A 25,615-nucleotide genomic window follows, 5' to 3' on the forward strand; every position below is an offset into this window, starting at 1 on the left:
CATAGCTCCAGACGCGTCCGCCCGTCGCCAGGATAAAGGCAGCATTGCGATCGACAGCCGCTTTGCGGATGGCGTCGAACAGGTGATTGCTCATGGGGTGAACTCCGTCGGAAATAGCCGGTGTTCGTCTCACACCATTTTCACGAGATTGACAATCTCCCGATGACCGCTCGCATCGGCCAATTCCAACTCTTCCAAGGCGGATGCGCAGCATCGATCTTGGCGTTTTCGCTGCGACCGGCTAGACGAAGCCGATGACCGATGCCCTTGTCGCAAGCACAACGCCCCCTGCAGAAATTCTAGCGGTTCTGTCGCTGCTCTGCCCGGAGGTCGTGCGTGACATCGAGCAGAACTGGGATGCGCCGGTTTCCGAATATGCCCGCCATCTGTGGCGACCCGTGGCCCGACCCGTATCCACTCCGGCAATCGCCGCCCGCTCGATCCTGCGCGAGGTGTTGCACGATCGTCTTGGCACGCTCATGCAGCCCGAGGAGGCCAGCAGGGCGCTTGACGAGTTCGAACAGAGGCCGGTGATCCAATCCGGCCTGCATTGCCTGCTTCTGATGGACCGGATCACCTTCGATGCCCTCCTGCTTGCCTGGCTCGGGGCGGTCGAAAACGGGCTGTCGGCCTTCGTCGGCTTCACGGGAACGACGATGACCATGGAGACAATCGGCCGGGAAGGGCCGGGCTGGCTCGATGTCGGCGGCGACAAGGTCAATCTGTTCGGCATGGGACGGCACAAGCTGTGCCGTAAAAGCGTGTGCGCGGCGGGGCCAGTCTCGCTGAACAGGCCGGCCCTCGAGGCAGCAGGTGACGAAACCGACGCCAGCCGCTGGCTCGGCACGCTGCTTGCCAGCGCCGACAAAGAATTCCCGACCGCCGCCGATGCGCTGACCAGCCTCAACCAGCATCTGGTGGCCGATTGGGATCGTTCGGCGACCGCCCGGCCGGTTTTCATCGACGACCGGCTTGCGGCTGTTGCCCTGGCCCGACATCTCGAAGACGACGACAGCATTCTCACAAAGCTGCTTACCAACCCCCAACGGCGCCAGCGCCTCGATCATGCCTTGCGGGAGGCCGCATCAGGTCCCTTCGGCAGATTTCTGCCCAATGCCACCGATTATTTCTGGGGCATCCGCGAAGAACGCGTGCGCAAACTCGTCATCGAGAATGGACGCCTGATCGAGCCCGAGCGGCCGAATGGCGTGTCGATCCCGCTTGAGCGGGAGCCTCTTCGGCAGGCGCTACTGGACGGCGTACTGTTGCCGAACCTGTTCCTGATGTTCCTCGTCCTTGCCATAGTGCCTCGCGTGCGGGTTCTGGGCGGCCTGCGGCAGGTTGGTTATGTCGCGCTGTTCCACTCGATTTTGCTGGCCACGCTCGACGAAAATGTGCCCGACGAGCGTGATCTGGCGGTAGAATTACGGGTTCGCGAAAACGCCTGGGGCATGCGGGTCATAGACGAGCAAATCTCCGTACGAGAGCAGCTTGCAAGCCTGCCGGCGGGGGAGCTTTTCCCCCAACTGCTCCGGCAATATCGTTCCCGGACGTTCGCCGAGGTGACGGACAATCTGAAACTGGTCCGGGAGAATGCGAGATGGCGCAAACTTGCCCGAAGCAAGGCAGCAGGAGAGTTCTAGAGCAATTCCAGGAAAAGTGTGTAACGGTTTTCCGTCCGGAATTGCGTAAAAACAAATACTTAGAGCGGTTCAACGATTCTATCAAAAACTGAACCGCTGTAAGCCGCCAGCCCTGCCTCAGGCAGGTGCCGGACTTGACGTCATCGGCTTCGAAACCGCCTGGATGCCGTTTTCGCGGAAGGCGCGATGCACGGCAACCATCACGGCGCGCCGGATCATAGTCTGCTTGCCGGCCTTGGCCTTGAATTTGGCGGTTATGACCAGCGTGCCGTCTTCGACCTCGGCAATGCCTTGGCTCTTGAACGGCTCCAGCAGGTCCTCGGCGACTTCCGGGTCCTCGGCGATCTCCTGGCCGATTTTCTTGAACAGCTTTCGGACAAGTTCGACATCGGTGTCGAAGGCGACGCGGAACATCAGCTTTTCGATCACCCAGTCGCGGCTGTAGTTCTGGATCTTGCCGATCTGGCCGTAAGGTATCGTTGCCAGCGCACCGCGCTGATGACGGAGCGAGACGGACCTGATCGAGATCTTCTCGACGGTGCCCTTGGCACCGGAGGTCTCGATATATTCGCCGAAGCGGAAAGCGTCGTCGATCAGGAAAAACAGCCCGGAAACGACATCCTTCACCAGCGTTTGCGAGCCGAAACCGACCGCCAGGCCAAAAACGCTGAGGCCGGTGATCAACGGCCAGACATTCACGCCGATGGTCACCAGCACGGAAAGCATGGCGAGCGCCAGAATGGTGGATTTGCCGACGCCGCTCAGCAGGGGCACGAGTGTGCCAAGCCGTGAGCGCGGGGCGCTCAGCGCTTCCGGGTTGGCGCCGACTGTTGGAACCTCGGCCAGCAGCGCCCGCCCGGTAATCGTGCCGATGACATTCCACAGGAAAGCCGTTCCCAAGGCGATCAGCGCCATATCGAACACATTGGTCGCGACCGATTGCAGGCCGAAGCCCAGCCCGACAGCCAGAGGCGTTGCCCAGACGGTTTCCAGAAGCGCAAGCATGATGACCAGAATGGCGAAGCGCGCCGTTTGCATACCCGCGGCCACCGCAATCGAGGTGTCTGGCGATTCCAACCCGCGCTGCGCCCAATGGCTGATCATCGTGTCCAGATGCGGCGTGGCGATGAAAATCAGTGCGGTCAAGAGAATGGCCGATCCCGGAATGGGCATCCCCAATGTCTGGGCGGCTTCGGTGGTGAAGAAGGTTACGATGAGGAACGCGATCACGATCGCCGGCCATGCCCTGGCGAGACGGCTTCGCCAATGGCTTCTCGGCCGCGAACCGGCTACCGCAACCACCATTGTGCGTTTGTTGCGCCAGACCGCGACCACAAACAGCAGGAAGGCCGGAATTCCGACCAATCCGCTACCGGTAAGGTCCATAAGACCCGGCCCGGCGCCCCAAAGATGCAGCGTCGTGATCAGCCCGATGCCGACAAGAGCCCAACCAATGGCAATCGACAGACCGCGCACCAGCGCTGCCATATGGTCCGACGGTTTAGGAAAAGCAGGCGGCATCGAAGCCATCAAAACATGTCTGACCGTGAAGAGCGTGATGCCGCCTGCAACGGTCAGGACGGTCCAGACCCGCAGGGTTCGCATCGCCAGGTCAGTGCGGCCGAGCAGGCGTGCAGCGATGAACCCGGCCAGAAGCGCCACGATTGCCGCCGCCACGCCGGCGAAAAATCTGCGCCAGAAACTTCTGTCGGCGGTTGCTCGCCGGAAGCGACGGCTGACCCAGATAAAGACACCAGCAACAAAGGCGACCACAAGAATGATCTGAAAAATCAACAGGAAAGGGGAGACGCCAGCGGCCGAAAACGCATCTCTCAACGATTGGATTTCCGCAGAAATGCCGCTCAGGGCAGTCATTCTGCTGTGGAGACCGGCGACCAGACGGTCGTCGATCTGCCCGACGCCGGTGATCATCGAGGTGACGTCCTTGGCAATCGCAGGCTCGCTATCCACGGCCCTCTCCCATCTTCAGCCTTCGACCGGGAGAGACCATATTCCATTTTCCCCTAATATCAGGTTGCGCCATCGCTTTTTTTGCCGATCGACCGGCCTCTCGGGCGCGTCCGAGATTCGGGTTGATCGAAGGGCTATTGCTCGCCTATGCTTCCCGTACAGTGATCAGGGCATGCGGGGGCGACGAGTGTTTTTCCCAAGAGGCAGCTTCTGGTCTGTCGGCAACAAACCGATCGGGCCATTTTCCGTGGTGACAGAGATGCCGGACACCTTACGTGAAACCCAGCGATTTTACCGCGTCAACGCAGTACTCGGCTCCCATGACCGCACGGCAGTGGATTTGAATGACGAACCGGGCTATATCGCCGCCCTCCGTGGCGACTTGCCCGGCGGCGGTGGCTCCCATCGCCCGTGACCATATTGCATCGGTGAGAGCGGTCCTGTCCGGCGCGCTCTCGCTATCGTCAATTGATAAATACAGGTTTAGGAGCCTGCGGGGCCGTCCATGGCCCTCAAGGGTGAGAATTTAAAGAGGTTCGATAATGACCCAGCGCGCACACGACGCACGAATTCTCATGTACAGCCACGATACTTTCGGGCTCGGCCATCTGCGGCGTTGCCGCACGATAGCGCATTCGCTCGTCGAGGATTTTCGCGGGCTTCAGGTGCTGATCATTTCTGGCGCGACCATTGCCGGCGCCTTCGACTACCGTGCCCGCGTCGACTTCGTGAAGATCCCCAGCGTCATCAAGCTGCGCAACGGCGAATACACCTCGCTGGAGAAGCATATCGACCTGCATGAGACGCTGAAGATGCGCCAGTCGATCATCCGCCACACTGCCGAAACCTTCCGGCCGGATATCTTCATCGTCGACAAGGAGCCGCTCGGGCTGCGCGGCGAGATCGAGGACACGCTGTCCTACCTCAAGACGCGCGGCACCACGCTTGTCCTGGGCCTGCGCGAGGTTATGGACGCGCCGCATTTGCTCGAGGCCGAATGGGCGCGCAAGGACGTGATGCGCAAGATCGGCCTGTTCTACGACAAGATCTGGGCCTATGGACCGCCGGAGTTCTACGATCCGCTGACAGGCCTGGATGTGCCGCCCACTGTGCGGGCCAAGATGAAATTCGTCGGATTCCTGCAACGGAGCCTGCAGCAGGACGAGATGCCCGGCCACCGGCCCGAGGGCGATTATATCCTTGTCACCACCGGCGGCGGTGGAGACGGCGCCGAGCTGATCCACAATGTCATCGACGCCTACCAGCAGGATCCGCAATTGCAGCACAAGGCCCTGATCGTGCTCGGGCCCTATATGCCGGCGCGCAAGCGCAGCAAGCTGCTGAAAAAGGGAGCCAAGATCCCTTACATCAAGATCATCGAGTTCGATAACCGCATGGAAGAACTGATCGCCGGGGCCAAGGCGGTGGTGGCCATGGGCGGCTACAACACCTATTGCGAAATCCTCTCCTTCGACAAGCCGGCGCTGATCGTGCCGCGCGTCAAGCCGCGCGAGGAGCAGCTCATACGCGCCCGCCGGGCGGCCGAACTCGGCCTGATCGAGATGCTTTTGCCGGAAGAGGCCGAGGATGCACAGCGTTTTGCCGATGTGTTGAAGGCGCTGCCTGGCCGTCCGCGCCCGTCGCAGAGCAATCCGGATCTGACGATGGAAGGACTGCCTCATATTTCCGAAATCGTGGCGGAACTGCTGGATCGGCGGGCGGGCCACCATCTTTCGGTCGTTGAAGGTGTGAACTGAGTTGCAGCACCGTAAGATCGTCGTGGTTCTGAAGGGGTATCCGCGCCTGTCGGAAACCTTTATCGCCCAGGAACTGCTCGGTCTGGAACGCGCCGGGCTCGAATTGGCGATCGTCGCGCTACGGCGGCCCACCGACGGCAAGCGGCATCCCGTGCATGACGAGATCCGGGCTCCCGTCCACTATCTGCCGGAATATCTGCATCAGGAGCCGTTGCGGGTGGCTCGCTCGCTGCTGGCCTGTCTTCCGCGGCCGGGCTTCTGGCGCGCGCTCCGGTCGCTGGCGGCGGACCTTCCCCGAGATTTCTCCCGCAACCGCGTGCGGCGCTTCGGGCAGGCGCTCGTGCTGGCCGCCGAATGGCCGGCAGACGCCGGCTGGCTGCATGCGCATTTCGTGCACACGCCGGCATCGGTCACGCGCTATGCAAGCCTGCTTCGCGGGCTGCCCTGGACCTGTTCGGCGCATGCAAAGGACATCTGGACATCGGCGGACTGGGATCTGGCAGACAAGCTTTCCTCGGCGCGCTGGACGGTTACCTGCACGAAAACCGGCTTCGACCATTTGAAGAAGCTCGCCAATGGCAGCTCGCCGGTGCATCTGAGCTATCACGGCCTCGACCTTGATCGTTTCGGCAGTTTCGGTGAGGCGCGCCGCGAGCGCGACGGCTCGTCGGCCGAAGAGCCGGTGGTCGTGCTCAGCGTCGGGCGCGCCGTCGAAAAGAAGGGCTATGATATCCTGCTGAATGCCCTGGCGCTGTTGCCCGGTGATCTGGCGTGGCGGTTCGAGCATATCGGCGGAGGCGAAGAACTCGTCCGGCTTAAGACGCTGGCGCAAAAACTTGGAATTGCCGACCGCGTTTCGTGGAAAGGCGCGCTTGCTCAGGAAGAGGTGCTGGAGCACTACCGCCGCAGCGATATCTTTGCACTGGCTTGCCGGATTACCGCCAATGGCGACCGTGACGGCCTGCCGAATGTTCTGGTAGAGGCTGCGAGCCAGCGGCTTGCCTGTGTTTCGACGGACGTTTCTGGCGTTCCTGAATTGCTGTCGCCCGAAGAGACCGGGTTGCTCGTCCCACCGGAAGATCCCGATGCCCTCGCCAGGGCACTGGAGCGGTTGATACGCGATCCTGTTCTGCGCGTCAGCCTCGGCGAAGCTGCGGAGCATAAAGTGCGCCACCACTTCGATCATGTTTCGAGCATCGATCAGCTCAAGGAACTGTTCGAACGGGAGTGGCAGGCGGCCGAATGAAACCATTGCGGGTCTTCTTCTATGTCCAGCACCTGCTGGGCATTGGCCATCTCGCACGCGCCAGCCGCATTGCGGCGGCACTTGCCGATGACGGTTTTGACGTGATCGTCGTTACCGGCGGAGCGCCGGTTGCTGGGTTTCCTGGGCCAAATGTCAAATCCGTGACCCTTCCGCCTGTGACCTCCGGCGATGAGGGATTTTCCGGGCTGGTCGACCTGGAGGGAAAGCCCATTGACGATGCCTTTAGGGAAAGGCGCTGTGAAATGCTCTTGCAGACGTTCCGGGAATGCCGGCCGGACATCGTCATCATCGAGGCATTTCCCTTCGGTCGTCGGCAGATGCGTTTCGAACTTCTGCCCCTGATCGAAGCTATCGATGCGACATCGCCCAAGCCATTGCTCGCGACGTCCGTCCGCGACATCCTTCAGGAGCGCGTCAAGCCGGGCAGAAACGAGGAAACGGTCGATCTCATCAATCGGCATTTCGACCTCGTATTGGTTCATGGCGATCCCACGTTCGCTACGATCGACAAGACATTCCCGCCGGCCGGCGCGATAGCGGCCAAGGTTGTCTATACTGGCCTCGTCGCCGCGCCGCCACCGCCCGCGACCTCCGAGAACTTCGACGTTCTGGTGTCGGTTGGGGGCGGGGCAGCAGGAAAGAGCCTTGTCAGGTCCACGGTCGCGGCGGCTCAAAAGGCCAACAATGGCTGGAAATGGTGCCTGGTCACCGGCCCCAACCTGCCAACGGGCGAGTTCGAGGCGATTACCCGCGAAGCGACGCCGGGCCTGTCCGTTTTCCGGTTCCGCGAGGACTTCGCCAGCCTATTGACCGGCGCGCGCCTGTCTGTATCGCAGGCGGGCTACAACACCGTGTGCGATGTCCTGCGCGCCGGTTGCCGCTCTCTGCTCGTTCCATTTGCCGCCGGCGGGGAAACCGAACAGACGGTTCGCGCCGAGATGCTCGAGGAACTCGGCCTTGCAACCGTGTTGACCGAGCAGGATCTGACGCCCGAAGGTCTGGTGCAAGCGATCCAGGCAGCGTTTGCCGGACCAGCACCTGCCGCACATCGCCTCGATCTGGAAGGTGCGCAGCGCACAGCGAAGATTCTGCGCGAAAGACTTGGGACTAAACCGACCCGATCAGCATGAAGCGGGTATAGTTCTTCGTCGGCAGTTCGCCGGAGAAACGCACTTCCTTCAACGCCGCCATAGCCTCGAAAGCGGCAAGCGAGGCAACGCAATTGATGTGCGTCGGCTCGCTGAAATAATCGTTCGATTGCAGCAGAACATTCGTGCCCTGCGGAAGGATAGCAAGCCAGGCAGGCAGATCGGCAATGTGCTCGCAGCTCGTATTGACCACCAGATCGGGCCGGTCACTAGCGTAATCGAGCGCGTACATATCGCCGGTCACGGCGCGGAAACGGTCACCTGCTTCGCGGTTGAGGGTTTTTGCGACAGCCGCAACGTCGGGATCGATATCGATGCTGTCGATCGCCGCGATATCGAAGCGGGCATCGTTGAAAAGCATCGCCGGCAGCACGCCATACCAGCCACCGAGAACCCATATGTGCCGATATCGGCCGCCGCAGGTCTCGAAAAGGCTGTCGCGCGCCCACATCTTGCAGGCGACCTGCTTGTGGTTGAAGGCGTTGGCGATATCGGCCTCGGGATGCTTGGAAATGACGCGTGCCAGTCCCGCGACTAGCGGGGAGGCGGCATAGGCCGCGATCCCACGCGTGAGATCGTAGGCTTGCTCGCGCCAGTCCGTGTTGGCATTGCCTGCTTGCGTGACATCCATCATATTCGTCTTGTATGTTGGGATTTCGGGCGACACAACGCAATCTTGCCTTCCGCAAGGCTGTTTGATTCGTGGATGTGATTATGCTGCAAGCCGCTTCGCCATTGCCCGGTGCCGGAGAGGGCCTCCTGCACCTGTCCGGGCCGTCGGCCTCCATCCGTCAGGTGCTCGCGGCGCATTTCGTCCGGGACTGCCCGCATGTGATCGAAATCGGCGGGCATGAACGACCAATCACCGGGTATCTGACGCATAAGCCTTTGTCCGTACTGTCGGTGGATCCGAAGACTGCGGCCTTCGAGGCGGACGAACTCAACGGCCATCCCTGTCGCGTGCGGCATGTTCCGCGCAAGTTCCAGGAAGTCTCTTACGACTACGCGCCGCACAGTTACGGTCTTGTCCTGCTCGGCTATTCCCTGAAGGCTTACGGAAGCCGTGAACCGCTTGGCCAGCTGCTTTTTTCGCTGATCGACAATGCCCGCGTCGTCGTCATCGACTATGCGCCAGAACTGGATCGCGCCGCCTCGCAGGTCCCATCCATCCTCGATCGCGAGACACTTTCAGTGCATTGCAGCTTCGAGCTTGTCCTTGGCGATGAAGAAATCGCCGATACGCCATTCGCCAAAAGACGCTTTTACGTCCTGCATCCTTCCAACTGAACGGTCCGCAGTCGCATATGGAACCCAGCCTAGCCCGCTATATCTGGACGCACACCCGGAAGCAGCAGCTCTGGATAGTGATGATCGTCTTGCTCTCGATGATCCCCTATTTCATGTCCTTCGACCTGCCGAAACTGATCGTCAACGGTCCTATCCAGGGTGGAGGTTTTGAACAGCCGGGCGCGACCCAGCCGTTTATGAAGCTGCATTACGACATTCCCTTCATCGGGGATGTCCAGTTTTTCGATGGTTTCCAGCTCGGCCGCGAGGCGACGCTGTTTGCGCTCAGCATGGTCTTCCTGCTGCTGGTCGTCGTCAACGGCCTGTTCAAGCTCTACATCAATACCTACAAGGGCCGCCTCGGCGAGCGCATGCTGCGGCGCATTCGCTTCGAGCTGGTCGATCGTGTGCTGCGGTTTCCGCCGTTTTACTTCAAGCGGGTGAAATCCGCCGAGGTGGCGACCATGGTGAAGGACGAGGTGGAGCCGCTTGGCGGCTTTATCGGCGATGCCTTCATCCAGCCGGTGCTGCTCGGTGGCCAGGCGCTGACCGCCATGCTGTTCATCATGGTCCAGAACTTCTGGCTCGGAATGATAGCTGCAGTGATCGTTGGCATTCAGATCATTCTTATCCCGCGCATGCGGCGCCGGCTGATCGTCCTCAGCCGCGAACGGCAACTGACGGCGCGCGCGCTTTCGGGCCGCGTCGGTGAAATCGTCGATGGCATTGGCGCGGTCCATATTCACGACACGTCGAACTACGAACGCGCCGACATAGCTGCCCGGCTCGGCCGCATCTTCAAAATCCGCTACGACCTTTACCAGTGGAAGTTCATGGTAAAGTTCCTCAATAATTTCCTCGCCCAGATCACGCCTTTCCTGTTTTACATGATCGGCGGCTATCTCGTCATTCAGGGGCGGCTGGATGTCGGCCAGCTCGTGGCGGTGATCAGCGCCTACAAGGATCTGCCTGGCCCGATGAAAGAACTGATTGACTGGGATCAAGCGCGTCAGGACGTCCAGGTCAAATACCAGCAGGTGGTCGAGCAGTTCACGGTTGATGGTCTCATCCCGCCGCAAATCGAGGCCCTGACGATCGAAGATCCCGGCCCGATGACCAAACCCATTTCGGCAGTCAGCCTGTCCATGACCGACGATGGCGGTGCAATGCTGCTTGACCGTGTATCCCTCCAGGTCAAGCCGGGCGAGACGTTGGCGCTGGTCAGTTCCGCGACGGGTGGAGCCGAGGCGCTTGCGGAAGCTCTCGCGCGGCTTAACCGGCCGGAGAACGGAAGGGTCGTTTCGGGCACCGACGATCTGCTTGAACTTCCCGAAGCCGTGACCGGCCGGCGCATGTCTTACGCCTCGTCGGATGTTTTCCTGTTCCATGCAAGCCTTCGCGAGAACCTTCTCTACGGGCTGAAACATGCGCCGCTTACGCCAGTGACCTATGACGGCAGTGCCGCGGTCCAGCGTCGCTGGGACGTCGATGAAGCGAGCCGGTCGGGCAATCCCGATTTCGACATCCGCAGCGACTGGATCGACTACGCTTCCGCTGGCGCTACCGGCCCGCAGGACCTCTTCGAGGCTGTGCGCCGGGTGCTCGACGCGGTCCTTTTGTCGCGCGATATCCTGGATCTAGGCCTTCGCTCTTCGGTCGACGGCACGCGTCATACGGAGCTCGCCGGCCGGATCGTCGAATTGCGTGCAGCACTTCGCAGCCGGCTGGAACAGGAAGGATTGAGCGGGCTGGTGGTTCCGTTCGAACCGGGCGCCTACAACAAGGAAGCGACGATCGGCGAGAACCTGCTCTTCGGCGCCGCCGCCGGCCCCAAGCTGGCCGACAGGGCGCTTGCGGCCAATCCGTATTTCGCTTCCGTGCTGAGGCAGGCAAGTCTCGACCGCACGCTCTATGAAATGGGTCTGGAGATCGCCGAACAGGCGATCGAGCTGTTCGCCGACCTGCCACCCGATCATCCGTTCTTCCAGCAACTCGCCTTCATGACCCCCGAAGAGATTCCGGCCTACGAAACCCTGTTGCAGCGGCTCAAGAACCGCCCCTACGAAGCGGTATCGGAAAGCGACCGCGCCATGATCGTCACCTTGAGCTTTGCCTATATCGAACCCCGGCACCGCTTCGGCTTGCTGACCGAAGAACTGATGGGCAAGATCGTGGCGGCGCGCAACCGGTTCTACGAAAATCTGCCGCCCGAGCTGCAAGATGCGATCGAGCGGTATGATCCGGCCAAATACATTGCCGCGGCCACCGTCATGGACAACGTTCTGTTCGGGCGTGTGGGCAACAATCATCCCGATGCGCCGGAGCGCATACGCTCCATCGTCTACGACATTCTGGACAAGCTCGGCCTATACAACGAAGTCCTGGATGTCGGCCTGGACTTCAACGTGGGGTCCGGCGGCAGGCGTCTGACCGGCGGACAAAGGCAGAAGCTTGACGTTGCCCGGGCCCTGCTTAAGCGTCCGGATTTTCTCATTCTCAACCGTCCGCTTTCGGCTCTGGACCAACGCATGCAGGAACAAGTGCTGCGCAATGTGCTTGAAGAGGCTAGACGTGACGACCATTCACCGGCGATTGTCTGGGTCGTGACAAATCCGGCAATGGGCATGATGTTTGACCGCGTTGCCGTCTTCGATGCGGGTCAATTGGTGGAAGACGGAACACACGAGACACTTTTGGCAGGAAACGGTATCTTCAAGGAACTGCTGTCATAAAGGTCTGGCAAACGCGAATTTTGGGGAAGGTTTGCGACGATGCTGCTCAAGGATGAAGTTGGAATGCTGCAACGCGTTCCCCTGTTTTCCGGCGTCGAGCCGGCAAAGCTGAAGCTGCTCGCCTTCACATCAGATCGCGTCACCTACGGCGCCGGCCAGATTCTTTTCCGGCAGGGCGACGAGGGAGACGCCGCCTATGTCATCCTTTCGGGCACAGCCGATATTCTAGTCGAGTCCGACGCCGGTCCGATCAAGGTCGCCGAGCTGGAACCCAATTCGATTGTTGGCGAGATCGCAATATTGTGCAACGTTTCCCGCACGGCCACCGTAAGGGCGGCGGTTCCGCTGGAAGTCCTTCGAATTCGCAAGGATCATTTCCTGCGACTTATGAAGGAGTTCCCTGAAATGACGATCGAAATACTGCGCGTTCTGGCCGATCGCCTGAGCCATACGACAGCGGAACTGATCGACGCGCGAAGCGCCAAATAGCGAATGATGCTCGCTCAATCCTCAATGCGCCATAGCTATGGCACATGCCTCTTAATCAGGAGATCCCCTGAAGAAAACCTGTCTCGCCTAGCAGCAGTTGTTTGGCTACTATGGCCGATGGGGACTGCGAAGGGGTAGCATGGACGACGACGTTTTCCTGGTCAGGTTTTGGGGCGTGCGCGGCAGCATTGCGGTATCCGGGCCAGAGTTCTCGCGCTACGGCGGAAATACTATCTGCGTCGAGATGCGGTGCGGTGGGCATACGCTCCTGTTCGACGCCGGCTCTGGACTGCGGCCTGCCGGCGAAGCGCTTCGGGCAGCGGGCGTGACCGATTTCGACCTGCTTTTCACCCATTGCCACTATGACCACATCATAGGGCTGCCGTTTTTCTCGCCGGTCTATGACCGCAGCGTCAAGGTTACGCTTTGGTCGGGGCATCTCGCAGGGCGCATGACAACGCGGCAGATGGTCAACGAATTCATGCAGCCGCCATGGTTTCCAGCCAAGCTCGACATCTGCAAGGCAAGTCTCGACTGCCGGGATTTCGTCTCCGGAGACGTGCTACGGCCCCGGGAAGGCATCGTGGTCACAACCGGCAGCCTCAACCATCCCGGAGGCTGCATAGGCTATCGTATCGAATGGGGCGGTCGTATCGTGGCGGTGATTACCGACACCGAACATGAGCCCGGCAAGCTCGATCAGTCCATTCTTGGCCTTATCCAGGATGCCGATCTCGTCATCTATGATTGCACTTACACCGAAGACGAGATGGAGCGCCGCCGCGGTTACGGGCACTCGACCTGGCAACAGGGCGTCAAGCTGTGCGAAGCGGCGGGTGCGCGCGGTCTTGCGCTTTTCCATCACGATCCGACGCGCACCGACGAGGAGCTGGACGCGATCGAAAAGCAGGCCAAGGACAGGTTTGCCGGGGCGTTTGCTGCCCGCGACGGCCAGACACTGGAGCTCCCTGCTTCGAGGCGAGGTCGAAAATAACTATTCTTTTCCGCCCGTTGTGCGGCGCTCGATAAGCATGCTTACGGGAAGCCATCTGCACGCGCGGCTGCGACCGGTCACTTCGAAGAGCTGCTCCAGGAAAACCCAGGCAGCCTCGTCGTGCACGAGATGATGCGTGAGCAGGCCGACCGGTTCGCCGCCATCGTACCCCTGCTGCAATCGCGCGACGATCTCCTGAACAAGCTGAGCGTGATCCCGGCAGCCACGCGTGCCGTGCCAATCCATGATGTCGACATTGCTGTTGATCACGCGGATAGGGGCCGGTTTCGGTGGTCCGTAGACGGACAGTGCGGTGAAACCGATCGAACCGAGGTTATCTATCAGGCCTGCGTCTATCCTGTTCCACGGCGGCACCAGCATCGGAACGGCGCGCTCGCCGTGAAGCCGGATTATCCGCGATAATCCGCCTGCCAATTCGTCAAGCACCGCCCCGAGCGGTCGATGTGCCCCGAGCTCCTGTTTTTTCTGGTCCTTTGGCCCATGATTTTGGTGCGCCCAGCCATGGACGGCGACTGCGGCATGCTCGGAGTGGCTGAGCCGGTCGGCAAGCCTTCCATCAGTGGCGGCCGGAATGACGGCCAGCGTCACCGGAACTGCGAAGTCGCCGGAGACGTCCAGCAACCAGTCAAGCGCGGGCGTCGGCTCCACGGCGTCGTCGTCCCGCAGCCAGAACTCCGCCGTGTGACCGGTGCCTTCCCAGCGCGTGAGTTCTTCGCGCAAGGGCTGCCAGATCGAATCCGTGGTCATGATGGGGACACTTTCGCAAGCAGTTCGGCTAGGCGCGTCGCTGCCATGTCGAGGGAGCGTTCGTCAAGCACGAAGCGCCAGGCAGCCTGGCTGAGGAGGGCTCTCTCGTCCTCTTGTGTCAAAAGCCTTTCGATAGCCGCTGCAAATGCCGGTACGTCACCAGGCGGCGTAAGAAAGCTGGTCTCGCCATGCCGCACGACCTCCGGCACGCCTGCAATGTCCTGCGCCACGACGGGAAGGCCGGCAGCCTGTGCTTCGAGATAAGCGACGCCATAGGCTTCGCCAAACCCCGGCCAGACGTAGATACCTCCGCCATAGAGGACCCCCGGCACGGCGGTTGGCTCGATTGCGCCGAGCCATTCAATGCGCTCGGCCGGCAGACCGGCGAACAGCGCCGCAACATCAGCGCGCGCTGGCCCGTCTCCGACGACCGACAAGGTCCATGGCAGATGCGCAATCAGGCCGAGCGCTTTCGCCAGCATGCCATAGCTTTCAAGCTTGTCGCCAGGGCGCATCATGGCGACGGTGACGAGTCGAGCCGGCGCGCTCGGTGGCGGCGTTTTTAGGAATGCCGACGTGTCGATGAAGGGGGCGAGCATACTAAGGGTGGCGTTGGGAATTGCTTCGGCCAGCCCCTGATGGTCCCGGCGGGTGAAGCAGATGTTCAACGCCGCCTGCTCGACTGATTGCGCCACCAGCGCCTGCGTTTCGGCCCAAAGGCCGCTATTGCGGCGGTTCGAATAGGAAGCTTCAGCCGTCACATAGGGAATGGCGAAGACGGAGGCCAGTTCGGGGCCGATCAGGTCGGGCGCCTTGTAATAGGGGTGGTAGGAAAACCACAGGTCGGGCCGGCCATCCCGCGCCCATAGTTTGCTCAGCCGCGCGATTTCCCCTTGGGCTTCGGTTCTCAGCTTATCGAAATTGTCCTGCACCGGTTCGCGCAGAAAGCCGCGCAATTCGGAAACTATTTCGACGCTGTGGCCGTAGCTATGGAGCGCTTTCACAAGCATCCGCGCCATCTGGCGGTCACCGGAGGCAACGGGATGATTGGGCGACTTCAGGGGTGCGTAGAAGGCAATTCGCATCGCCGGACCCTATCATCGGAAAGCCTGTGCAAGTCAATTTCGAAGCGTGATCGACTTCACTCTTACGCGGGGGAAATGTGGTATTTGATACACATGGAAACAGCTGCCGAAACTGATCCCTTTGTCGACACCCTGCCGGTTTTCACCGAGTTCGAAGGCGTTGCCGATGTCGGCAACTATCGGCCGCTTCCCGACGACTGGGCGCTTGCGACGGCAGATATCGTTGCCTCGACCGACGCAGTCTCTGCCGGCGGTTACAAAGCGGTCAACATGGCCGGCGCCAGCGTGATATCGGCCTTGCTGAACGCGCTCGGCCGCCGCGATCTTCCCTTCATATTCGGCGGCGACGGTGCGATGGTTGCGTTTCCGGCCTCCAAACTGGAGATCACCAGAAATGCCCTGGCGGCGGTGCAGGCGTGGGTTGCCGACGAATTGAACCTGACCTTGCGCGCGGCGATCGTGCCGGTCAGCGATATCCGGGCGCACGGGCTGGACGTGCGCGTTGCAAGGTTCCAGCCTTCCGAGGAGGTTTTCTACGCCATGTTCGCCGGCGGTGGCAGCAGTTGGGCGGAAGCCGAAATGAAGGCGGGACGCTACCGCATCGAACCCGCGGCCGCGGGAACCCGCCCGGATCTTACGGGCCTTTCATGCCGCTGGGATCCGATCGAGGCCAGGCATGGCGAAATCGTCTCGATCATTGCCATTCCCGGTGCTTCGCGCGACATGCAGGCCTTTCAGACCCTGGTGTCCGACATCATCGCCCTGACTGGCGGAGAGGAGCGCGGCGGGCATCCCGTTCCGGTGGAAGGCCCCGAATTCAGCTTCCCCCCGCCGGGTCTCGATTTGGAAGCGCGCGCTATAGCGCCCGTGGGCAAGCGGTGGCTGGCCAAACTGTGGGTCGTCTTCCTGATGACGCTTACGACCGTCGCCATAAAGCTCGGCCGCAAGGTCGGAACGTTCGATCCCGATCTCTACAAGCGCCAGGTGGCGAGCAATTCCGATTTCCGCAAATTCGACGATGGCTTGAAGATGACTATCGACGTGGATCGGGACGTCTTGCAAAGGATTGAGGACCGGCTGAAACAGGCGGAAAAGGCAGGCGTGTGCAGCTACGGCCTGCACCGGCAGAAATCGGCCCTGATGACCTGCATCGTCGCATCACCGCTGCAGCGCGACCATGTCCACTTCGTCGATGGCGCTGCCGGCGGCTACGCGATGGCTGCCGCCGGCCTGAAGGCAAAGCTGGCAGGCTGACTTCGGCTTGCGGAAATCCGATTTCCGCAATATGCCTCGCCGGTAGCTCCTGGGACGAGCGTGGCATCGCCATGGTGGCGGCGGCTTGTCCGGGCAGGAAAGCAGATTTTTGGACACCTCCGGATCGACATATCATCTCCTTCTTGAACGGATTTCGGCACGCACTGCGTCGGTCGCCGTGATCGGGCTGGGCTATGTCGGGCTGCCGCTGGCGATCGCTGTCGCACGCGCCGGCTTCCCGGCTGTCGGCTTCGACATCGAAGCACAGAAGGTCGAAAGCCTGAACGGCGGCCAGTCCTATATCGAGGCGGTGACGTCGCAGGCGCTCGCCGAACAGGTGGCAGGCGGGCGGTTCCGCGCGACGGCGGACTTCGCTGAGCTTGCCGGCTGCGACATCATCATCATCTGCGTGCCCACACCGCTGACCAGGCACCGCGAACCGGACCTCTCCTTCGTCAGGAACACGGCAAGCACCATCGCCAGGCATCTGCGGCGTGGCCAGTTGATCGTGCTGGAATCGACCACCTATCCCGGCACCACCGACGACGTGATAAGGCCAATCCTGGAAGAGACCGGACTGAAGTCGAAGGTCGATTTCTTTCTCGGGTTTTCGCCGGAGCGCGAAGATCCCGGCAACCGCAATTTCGAGGTTGCGACCATTCCCAAGGTTGTTGCAGGCGACGGTCCCGAAGCGGCGCACGCGGTCCAGGCGTTCTACCAGAGCGTCGTCAGGACAATCGTGCCGGTCTCCTCCACGGCGACTGCCGAGGCGGTCAAGCTCACGGAAAACATCTTCCGTTCCGTCAACATCGCTCTCGTCAACGAGCTGAAGGTCGTCTATGGCGCGATGGGTATCGACATCTGGGAGGTCATTGAGGCGGCCAAGAGCAAGCCCTTCGGCTATATGCCTTTCTATCCCGGCCCGGGGCTGGGCGGGCATTGCGTGCCGATCGATCCGTTCTACCTGACGTGGAAGGCACGCGAATACGAATTGCCGACCCGCTTCATCGAACTGGCGGCCGAAATCAACACCGCCATGCCGCGCCACGTGGTTGACGTCCTGGCAAAGGCACTCGACCGTCGCTGCGGCAAGGCGTTGAGCCGCTCGCGCGTCCTAATCGTCGGTCTCGCCTACAAGAAGAATGTTCCTGACATTCGCGAGAGCCCGTCTCTCCGGCTCATCGAGCTGATCGAGGAGTGGGGCGGCAAGGCGGAGTTTCACGACCCGTATGTCGCCGAAATCCCAGCCACACGCGAGCACATGGCCATCAAGGGGCGGCGTTCGGTCGAGCTGAGCGCTGAAGCTTTGGAGGGGTTTGACGCAATTGTGATCGCAACCGATCATGATGCGGTCGACTATCAGGCAATCGCCGACAACGCCCCGTTGATCGTCGACACACGCAATGTTTTTGGGCGTCTCGGCTTGGCTTCCGACAGCGTTGTGAAGGCCTGATCCCAGCTGCGTCGATGATTTTTTTTCGCCTTTTGTCAGCATCGAGATTGCACTCTGCCTGGCGCCTCACCACATGAAGCTCAGACGGATAGATGCGGTTTTGCCTGCGCCTTGCCCACGCAAGGACAGCCATTCGGGAAATTCTTCGCTGGCTTTGCCCCCAAGCCGGCTTCATTAACTTCGATGGTCTTATGCTTGGCTTCAATGGCCGGTCGTCGCGTCTTTTTGGATCAGAAGAAGAGGGCCTGCCTGTGAATAGTTTTGACGTGGGCTTTGGAAACAGCATGAGCACAGCGCAATCCGAAATTTCCACCATTCTCATGGACAAGGTTGCCGACTGGCTGACGCAATCGGCGCTGGCGGGCAACGACCTTGAAACATTGGTGAAGGGCTTTTGTGAGCGGTTGGCGGCTGCCGGCCTGCCGCTGGTGCGGGTGCATCTGAGTTTCTCGATGCTCCACCCGCTCTACGATGCACTGGGTTTCACCTGGCTTCGAGGGCAGGGCATGGAAGTCGAAGGCTTCCGCAAGAAGGGCGGCGGGCCGAACGACAGGTTCCTGACCAGTCCGTATTATCACTTGCTTAGCAACAAGCTCGACCACCTGCGGCGTCGGATCGACCCGTCCGTACCGTCGGAGTTTCCTGTATTCGACGAGCTCAAGCTGATGGGCGTCACCGATTACATGGCTTTTGTCCATCCCTTCAGCAGCAACGCCAATCAGGGCATGATCGGATCGTGGGCGACCGACAGTACGGCAGGCTTCAGCGACAGCATGATTTCGGCGCTGCTGCGCATCCAGAACCATCTTGCCGTCGCCAGCAAGATGGCGGTGCTCACTAAGCTCGCCGACAACATGATGACCACCTATCTCGGCGGCGATGCCGGCAAGCGCGTGCTGAACGGCCAGATCAAGCGCGGCGAGGGCGATACGATCCGGGCCGCATTGGTCATGGCCGATATGCGCGGGTCTTCCAGGCTTGCCGAGACCTCCGGCCGCGAGATCTACATCGACACGCTGAACCAGTTTTTCGATGCCATCGCAGCACCGTTCAACCGCAGCGGCGGGCAGATCATGAGTTTCATGGGGGATGGCTTCCTCGCCGTCTACCCCTGTGAAAGGCACCGCTCGCAATCCGAGATCGCCTGCCAGGCTGCTCTCGCGGCCGCGCATAAGGCCACTGCGCGCATGGCGGATCTCAACCTGCGCAGAAAGAGCGAAGGCCTGAGCGACATCAACTTTGGCATCGGCCTGCACGTCGGCAATGTGATGTTCGGCAATGTCGGGCTTACCGACCGGCTCACATTCTCTGCCTTCGGCTCAGCAGTGAACGAGGTCCAGCGCCTCCAGACCCTGACCAAGAAATATCCGCACAGCGTGCTGGCCAGCAAGGATTTCGCCAGCTACTGCGGCGCTAACGGCTGGCTGACGCTCGGCAAGGAGGAACTGGCGGGCATCAAGCAGAAGCTGACGGTGCTTTCACCCGACCTTTCCGAAGCTCTTTTGGCCGACGAAGATGGCGCGCTGGAGCCGATCTACGACCGTATTTCGGATGCCGAGCAGGTCATGCTGCTTCATCGCGATGCCAACCGTTTGTCGGCTGCTGATCTGAAGAAGCTCCAATAACCGCTGCTATTTGACCCGAACGCCCTTTGGTATGCAGCCAAGTTGCCGGTTCCGTAACGGAACCGGCGGCTGTTTCGAATCCATGTTGCTCTAAACCGGCAATGCGCTAGTCTCGCCTTTCTGGGACCTGCCGCCAACAAGGCAGGCCCTCGGAGTGGGGCCGTGTGCGTATGAATTCGGGCGTTGATCTGCTGCGGATCGAGGATCTTGGCATCTCTTTTGCCATTGTCGGGGGGCCGTTGCATGCCGTCAGGCGGGCAAATCTGCGCGTCCTGCCCGGCAAGGTCACCGCCCTTGTCGGCGAGTCCGGTTCCGGAAAATCGGTCATCAGCCAGGCCGTGATGGGCATTCTGCCAAAGACGGCCCATACCCGCGGTCGTATCCTGTTTTCCGATCCTGAAAAGCCCGGCACCACGCAGGATATCCTGCAGATGCCACGCGACGGGCCTGAAATCAGGGCGCTGAGGGGCAGCCGCATCGGCAAAATCTTCCAGGAGCCGATGACGTCCCTGTCGCCCCTGCATACGATCGGCAACCAGGTCAGTGAATCCCTGCAGATTCACACGCCGATGCCCGCGGCGGAGCGCAAAATCCGCACCGAGGAGATGCTTGGCCTCGTCGGCTTTCCCAATCCGAAGCGGGCCTATGACATGTATCCCTTCGAGCTCTCGGGCGGACTGCGCCAGCGCGCGATGATCGCCATGGCGCTGATCTGCAAGCCCGCTTTGCTGATAGCCGACGAACCGACGACGGCGCTCGACGTGACCATCCAGGCGCAGATCCTGCAGTTGCTGCGCGAGCTTCAAACCAAGCTGAACATGGCGATGCTGCTGATCACGCATGATCTCGGCGTGGTCGCCAATGTCGCCGATGAAGTGGTGGTCATCTACCACGGCGAGATCATGGAGGCGGGACCTGTCGAGGCGATATTCCGCCACCCCGGCCACCCTTATTTGAAGGGCCTGATGGCGGCGGTCCCGCATTTCGACCTGAAGCCGGGCGAAAGGCTAAAGGCGCTGCGCGAGGTGCCGGTGAATGTCGAGAATCTGCTCGGCAAGCAGACGGCGCCGGTCTCGAAGGGGGCGGACGACGTCCTGCTGACGGTGCGGGACCTGAGCAAATCATTCACCATCCGCAAATCGGGCTGGTTTGGTGGCGAGCAGAGTTCGGTCCGTGCCGTGGACGGTGTGAGTTTCGACATAAGGCGCGGCGAGTGTCTCGGTCTGGTCGGCGAAAGCGGCTCCGGCAAGACAACCGTCAGCAAGATCCTCATGCGGGCTGTCACGCCTGACAGCGGCTCGGTCATCTTCAACGGCCGCGACGGGCCGATCGACGTGCTGAAGGCCGAGGGAGACGCGCTGCGCACGCTGCGCGCCAAAATCCAGATGGTCTTCCAGGACCCGGTTTCGTCGCTGTCGCCGCGCATGACGGTTGAGAACATCCTGAGCGAGCCGCTGGAAATTCATGAACGCGGCGATTCTGCTTCCCGTCTCGCAACGGTCAAGAGCCTGATGCAGGCGATCGGGCTCGACCCGCGTTTCATCAAACGCTATCCGCACAGTTTTTCCGGTGGCCAGCGCCAGCGCATCGGCATTGCGCGTGCGCTTGCGCTGGGGCCTGAACTGCTGATCTGCGACGAGCCCGTGTCAGCGCTCGACGTTTCCGTCCAGGCGCAGATCCTGAACCTGCTGAAGGATCTCCAGAAAGAGCTGGGCCTGACCTACCTGTTCATATCCCACAATCTGGCGGTGGTGGATTATATGGCCGACCGCATCGCGGTGATGTGCGGCGGCCGCATCGTCGAGCTTGCACCGCGCGAAATCCTGCTTCGGAAGCCGATCCACCCCTATACGCGTTCGCTGGTTGCCGCCGTGCCGTTCCCCGATCTCGACAGGCCGATGGACTTCAAGACGCTGAAGATAAGCGGCGCATCGGATGCCACCGCATGGGGGCCGCAATTCCGCGAAGAAGGCGACGAGGATGTGCTGTTGCCGCTCGATCTCGGCGGCGGCCATCTCGTGCTTGCCCGGCGCACCGCTGACGTCAAGGAGTTACGCCCTTGATCACCCGGCGCATCGCCCTTGGCCTCATGGCGTCGGCATTTCTGCCGGGCACGCTACGCGCCGCCGATCTGGAACCGGAATTTCTTCAAGAGCTGTTAAAGGCCAGAGCGTTGCCTGCGCTCGCCGAACGCCTGCCGAAGAGCCCGCGTTTGGTGAACATCGCAGCCATGGGCCGGCAACCCGGCCAGTATGGGGGCACGTTGCGCACGATCATCGGCAGCCAAAAAGATATCCGGCTGATGACGATCTACGGCTATGCCCGGCTGGTCGGCTATGACGAAAAGCTCAACCTGCAGCCCGACATCCTCGAAAGCTTCGACGTCACCGATGACCGCGTCTTCACCTTCAAGATCCGGGAAGGGCACAAATGGTCCGACGGCAGCCTGCTGACGCCGGAGGATTTTCGCTATTGCTGGGAAGATGTGTGGCTGAACGATGAGCTTTCGCAGGGCGGTTTGGCATCGGCTCTGGTGGCAGACGGCAAGCCGCCGCGCTTCGAGATCATCGATCCCCTGACCGTTCGCTACAGCTGGGAGGCACCGAATCCGGATTTCCTGCCCAAACTCGCGGCTGCCTCGCCGCTGCCACTAGTCCTGCCCGCTGCCTATCTCAAGCAGTTCCACAAGAAATATCAGGATCCGCAAAGACTGGCCGGCCTGATGAAGGAAAACCGGGCCAAGAAGTGGACGCTCCTGCATATCCGCATGGCTCGGCAATACCGCCCCGAGAACCCGGAGCTGCCGACGCTCGATCCCTGGCAGAACCGGACCAAGCCGCCGGCCGAACAGTTCATCTTCGACCGCAATCCCTTCTTTCACCGCGTCGATGAGAATGGCCGGCAACTGCCCTATGTCGACCGGTTTATCATGAATGTGAGTTCGTCGGCGATCATTTCCGCCAAGACGGGCGCCGGCGAGACAGACCTGCAGGCAATGGGAATAGACTTCACCGACTACACCTTCCTGAAGGACGCGGAGAAGCGCTATCCGGTAAAGGTCCATCTGTGGAAGCGCACGCAAGGATCGCGGCTGGCGCTGCTGCCCAACCTGAATTGCGCCGACCAGGTGTGGCGGCAGTTGCTGCGTGACGTCCGCGTGCGCCGCGCGCTTTCGCTCGCCATCGACAGGCGCGAGATCAACATGGCGGTGTTTTACGGACTGGCACAGGAAAGCGCCGATACGGTCCTGCCGGAAAGTCCGCTCTTTCGGCCGGAATTCGCCAAAGCCTGGGTTGCCCACGATCCGGACCAGGCCAACGCCCTGCTCGATGAGGCCGGGCTCAAGACACTTGACGACGATGGTCTGCGGCTACTTCCCGACGGACGCCCGGCGCAGATCATGGTGGAGACGGCTGGCGAAAGCACGCTGGAAACCGACGCGCTCGAACTCATCACCGATCACTGGCGCAAGATCGGCGTTGCCCTGTTCATCCGCACCTCGCAACGCGACATCTTCCGCAGCCGCGCGCTTGGCGGCCAGATCATGATGTCGATGTGGTCGGGCATCGACAATGGCGTGCCGACCGCCGATATGAACCCGAGCCAGCTCGCTCCCACCATCGATGACCAGCTGCAATGGCCGCTCTGGGGCGCGCATTACCTGTCTCACGGCAAGCTCGGTGAAGCCCCCGATCTTCCGCCGGTGGTCGAATTGATGGCGCTTCTCAGGCGCTGGAATGCGTCGACCGAAACCTCCGAGCGCGCCGAAATCTGGAATTCAATGTTGTCGATCTACACTGACCAGGTGTTTTCGATCGGCACTGTCAATGCGACGCTCCAACCGGTTCTGGCGTCATCGCGGCTGCGCAACCTGCCTGAAAAGGCGCTCTACGGCTTCGACCCGACTTCCTATTTCGGTGTCTACATGCCGGATACATTCTGGCTTGGAGACTCCTGAGCGTGCTGCGATATATTGTCTGGCGCATCGCCGTGATGGTTCCGACGCTGCTGATCATATCGGCGCTGGTGTTCACGATCATCGAACTGCCGCCGGGCGACTATTTCGACAGCTATGTCGCCGAGCTTCGGGCCCAGGGCGAGGGGGTGGATTCCGATCGCATTGAGATGATGCGCAAGGAATACGGTTTCGACAAGCCGCCCATCATTCGCTACTTCTACTGGGTCGGCGGAATGCTGCAGGGCGACTTCGGCTATTCCTTCGAATACGAGCTGCCGGTTCGCGACGTCGTCGGTGACCGAATGTGGCTGACCGTGCTGGTTTCCTTCGTCACGATCATGTTCACCTGGCTCATCGCCTTTCCGATCGGCATGTACTCCGCTACCCATCAATACAGCTGGGGCGATTACGGGCTGACCTTTCTCGGCCTACTCGGGCTTGCTATTCCGAACTTCATGCTGGCGCTTATCCTGATGTACTTCGCCAACATCTGGTTCGGCACGTCCATCGGCCATCTCATGGACCAACAATATCTCGGCCAGCCGATGAGTTGGGACAAGGCGAAATCGATCCTCGCCCATCTGTGGATCCCGGTTCTCATCATCGGCACCGGCGGCACGGCAAGCATGATCCGGCGGCTGCGCGCCAATCTGCTGGACGAGCTGCACAAGCAATATGTCGTGACGGCGCGCGCCAAGGGCCTCAGTCCGTTCAAGACGCTGGTCAAGTATCCGCTGCGCATGGCGCTGAATTTCTTCATATCAGATATCGGTTCCATCCTGCCCGCAATCATCTCCGGCGCAGAAATCACGGCGATCGTGCTGTCGCTGGAAACGACAGGCCCGATGCTGATCAAGGCGCTGCAAAGCCAGGACATGTATCTGGCGGGGTCGTTCCTGATGTTCCTCGCCTTCCTGACGGTCATCGGCGTCCTGATCTCGGACCTAGCGCTGGCGCTGCTTGATCCACGAATTCGTTTGCAGGGCGGCAGCACCAAATGAACACGCATTCGCCGCTTCCCGCCCCGGGCGCTCCACTCCAGCACTACGTCTCGACCGCACCTTTCGACCCGCAGTCCGTCGAGGCGATGACGCCGGAGCAGGCGAAGGTCTTTCAGGCGTCGCAGTTGCGCCTGATGTGGTGGAAGTTCAGGAAGCACCGGCTCGCCGTCGTTTCGGGCGTGTTCCTTCTGGCGCTCTATCTCGTCATCATGTTCTGCGAGTTCCTTGCGCCCTACAATCTGCATACGCGCAACATGGACTATATCTATGCACCGCCGCAGCGCGTGCATTTGTTCCATAACGGGCAGTTCGTCGGGCCGTTCGTCTATGGCCGGCAGATGACGCTGGACATGGACACGCTCAAGCGCAACTACACCGATAATCAGGATGAGGTTCAGCCGATCCGCTTCTTCTGCAGGGGCGACAGCTACAGGTTCTGGGGTCTTATCGAGGGCGACAGCCACTTGGTCTGCCCCGCCGAAAACGGCCAGCTCTTTCTGGCCGGCACGGACAGGCTGGGCCGGGACGTGCTGTCGCGCATCATCTATGGCGCGCGCATTTCGCTGACCATCGGCCTCGTCGGCATCAGCTTCAGCTTTGTCCTTGGCATCGTCATCGGCGGGCTGGCCGGTTACCACGGCGGCATTTTCGACCTGATCGTGCAGCGGATAATCGAAGTCCTGCAGTCGATCCCGAGCATTCCCCTATGGCTGTCGCTGGCGGCGATCATGCCGATAACCTGGAGCCCGATCCTGATCTATTTCGGCATCACGGTCATCCTCGGCCTGCTCGACTGGACCGGACTGGCGCGTGCCGTGCGTTCGAAACTTCTGGCCTTGCGCGAGGAGGACTACGTGCTGGCCGCGCAGTTGATGGGCGCGAAAAGCAGCCGCATCATCGGGCGTCATCTCATTCCCGGCTTCATGTCGCATTTGATCGCGACGGCGACGATTTCCATACCTGGCATGATCCTCGGCGAGACGGCGCTGAGCTTTCTCGGCCTGGGGCTGAGGGCGCCCATAACCAGCTGGGGCATCCTGCTCACCGAGGCGCGCAGCGTCAGCGTGATTGCGTTCTATCCATGGCTGCTCCTGCCGATGGTGCCGGTCATCCTCGTCATCCTGGCGTTCAACTTCCTCGGCGACGGCCTGCGGGATGCGGCCGACCCCTACAAGTGAGGTCG

The 25,615-nt window shown here is 61.0% G+C and carries 19 protein-coding genes; 15 read left to right on the forward strand and 4 right to left on the reverse strand.

What is annotated here, in order from left to right; genetic code table 11:
• Positions 1–254 precede the first annotated feature (254 nt).
• On the forward strand, positions 255–1,643 hold the full coding sequence (locus BM413_RS29065; RefSeq protein ID WP_091918344.1) for a hypothetical protein: 1,389 nt from the start codon (positions 255–257) through the stop codon (positions 1,641–1,643).
• A 117-nt stretch (positions 1,644–1,760) separates the two neighbouring features.
• Here the strand turns inward: BM413_RS29065 and BM413_RS29070 are convergent, their stop codons facing one another.
• Positions 1,761–3,614 (reverse strand): mechanosensitive ion channel family protein, encoded by a 1,854-nt coding sequence (locus BM413_RS29070; protein WP_244538087.1) that lies wholly within the window; start codon positions 3,612–3,614, stop codon positions 1,761–1,763.
• Positions 3,615–4,156: 542 nt separating this feature from the next.
• On the opposite strand from BM413_RS29070, the gene BM413_RS29075 reads away from it, so the two are divergent.
• The 3 genes from BM413_RS29075 to BM413_RS29085 are packed head-to-tail and all read left to right on the forward strand — an operon-like array spanning position 4,157 to position 7,768.
• Complete coding sequence (locus BM413_RS29075) at positions 4,157–5,371, forward strand: glycosyltransferase family protein (protein ID WP_091918345.1); 1,215 nt, start codon at positions 4,157–4,159, stop codon at positions 5,369–5,371.
• A 1-nt stretch (position 5,372) separates the two neighbouring features.
• Positions 5,373–6,617 (forward strand): glycosyltransferase, encoded by a 1,245-nt coding sequence (locus tag BM413_RS29080; RefSeq protein WP_091918346.1) that lies wholly within the window; start codon positions 5,373–5,375, stop codon positions 6,615–6,617.
• Positions 6,614–7,768, forward strand: coding sequence for a glycosyltransferase family protein (locus tag BM413_RS29085; protein WP_091918347.1), 1,155 nt, complete (start codon positions 6,614–6,616; stop codon positions 7,766–7,768). Before BM413_RS29080 ends, BM413_RS29085 begins: the two co-directional genes overlap by 4 nt.
• Here BM413_RS29085 and BM413_RS29090 read toward each other — a convergent pair.
• Positions 7,746–8,420 carry a class I SAM-dependent methyltransferase gene (locus BM413_RS29090; RefSeq protein ID WP_175544485.1) on the reverse strand — a complete coding sequence of 225 codons (675 nt, stop codon included), beginning with the start codon at positions 8,418–8,420 and terminating at the stop codon, positions 7,746–7,748. The genes BM413_RS29085 and BM413_RS29090 overlap by 23 nt on opposite strands.
• 80 nt (positions 8,421–8,500) lie before the next feature.
• Here BM413_RS29090 and BM413_RS29095 point away from each other — a divergent pair, with 80 nt between their 5' ends.
• From BM413_RS29095 to BM413_RS29110, 4 genes are all read left to right on the forward strand, one after another.
• Positions 8,501–9,073: a hypothetical protein gene (locus BM413_RS29095; protein ID WP_091918349.1), complete on the forward strand. Its 573-nt coding sequence runs from the start codon at positions 8,501–8,503 to the stop codon at positions 9,071–9,073.
• A 17-nt stretch (positions 9,074–9,090) separates the two neighbouring features.
• Positions 9,091–11,805 carry an ABC transporter transmembrane domain-containing protein gene (locus BM413_RS29100; RefSeq protein WP_091918350.1) on the forward strand — a complete coding sequence of 905 codons (2,715 nt, stop codon included), beginning with the start codon at positions 9,091–9,093 and terminating at the stop codon, positions 11,803–11,805.
• Between the two features lie 39 nt (positions 11,806–11,844).
• Positions 11,845–12,294, forward strand: a complete 450-nt coding sequence (locus BM413_RS29105; protein ID WP_091918351.1) for a cyclic nucleotide-binding domain-containing protein — start codon at positions 11,845–11,847, stop codon at positions 12,292–12,294.
• Between the two features lie 139 nt (positions 12,295–12,433).
• Positions 12,434–13,288, forward strand: coding sequence for an MBL fold metallo-hydrolase (locus BM413_RS29110; protein WP_091918352.1), 855 nt, complete (start codon positions 12,434–12,436; stop codon positions 13,286–13,288).
• Here the strand turns inward: BM413_RS29110 and BM413_RS29115 are convergent, their stop codons facing one another.
• Positions 13,289–14,056, reverse strand: a complete 768-nt coding sequence (locus BM413_RS29115) for a polysaccharide deacetylase family protein (RefSeq protein ID WP_091918353.1) — start codon at positions 14,054–14,056, stop codon at positions 13,289–13,291.
• Positions 14,053–15,141 carry a glycosyltransferase family 4 protein gene (locus tag BM413_RS29120; RefSeq protein WP_091918354.1) on the reverse strand — a complete coding sequence of 363 codons (1,089 nt, stop codon included), beginning with the start codon at positions 15,139–15,141 and terminating at the stop codon, positions 14,053–14,055. The genes BM413_RS29115 and BM413_RS29120 overlap by 4 nt, the downstream gene beginning before the upstream one ends.
• Positions 15,142–15,234: 93 nt before the next feature.
• Here BM413_RS29120 and BM413_RS29125 point away from each other — a divergent pair, with 93 nt between their 5' ends.
• From BM413_RS29125 to BM413_RS29155, 7 genes are all read left to right on the forward strand, one after another.
• The gene (locus BM413_RS29125) at positions 15,235–16,395 is read left to right on the forward strand and encodes a DUF3095 domain-containing protein (protein WP_244538088.1); all 1,161 of its coding nucleotides are present in this window, start codon (positions 15,235–15,237) and stop codon (positions 16,393–16,395) included.
• A 109-nt stretch (positions 16,396–16,504) separates the two neighbouring features.
• Positions 16,505–17,848, forward strand: coding sequence for a nucleotide sugar dehydrogenase (locus BM413_RS29130; protein ID WP_091918356.1), 1,344 nt, complete (start codon positions 16,505–16,507; stop codon positions 17,846–17,848).
• 284 nt (positions 17,849–18,132) lie between these two features.
• Positions 18,133–19,473, forward strand: coding sequence for an adenylate/guanylate cyclase domain-containing protein (locus BM413_RS29135; RefSeq protein WP_091918357.1), 1,341 nt, complete (start codon positions 18,133–18,135; stop codon positions 19,471–19,473).
• A 170-nt stretch (positions 19,474–19,643) separates the two neighbouring features.
• On the forward strand, positions 19,644–21,536 hold the full coding sequence (locus BM413_RS29140) for an ABC transporter ATP-binding protein (RefSeq protein ID WP_091918358.1): 1,893 nt from the start codon (positions 19,644–19,646) through the stop codon (positions 21,534–21,536).
• Positions 21,533–23,431: an ABC transporter substrate-binding protein gene (locus BM413_RS29145; RefSeq protein WP_091918359.1), complete on the forward strand. Its 1,899-nt coding sequence runs from the start codon at positions 21,533–21,535 to the stop codon at positions 23,429–23,431. Before BM413_RS29140 ends, BM413_RS29145 begins: the two co-directional genes overlap by 4 nt.
• A 2-nt stretch (positions 23,432–23,433) precedes the next feature.
• Complete coding sequence (locus BM413_RS29150) at positions 23,434–24,432, forward strand: ABC transporter permease (protein WP_091918360.1); 999 nt, start codon at positions 23,434–23,436, stop codon at positions 24,430–24,432.
• Positions 24,429–25,610 carry an ABC transporter permease gene (locus tag BM413_RS29155; RefSeq protein WP_091918361.1) on the forward strand — a complete coding sequence of 394 codons (1,182 nt, stop codon included), beginning with the start codon at positions 24,429–24,431 and terminating at the stop codon, positions 25,608–25,610. Before BM413_RS29150 ends, BM413_RS29155 begins: the two co-directional genes overlap by 4 nt.
• The last annotated feature ends 5 nt before the right edge of the window (positions 25,611–25,615 follow it).

Source organism: Mesorhizobium sp. YR577 (assembly GCF_900116595.1).
In the GTDB taxonomy this organism is placed as follows: domain Bacteria; phylum Pseudomonadota; class Alphaproteobacteria; order Rhizobiales; family Rhizobiaceae; genus Mesorhizobium_M.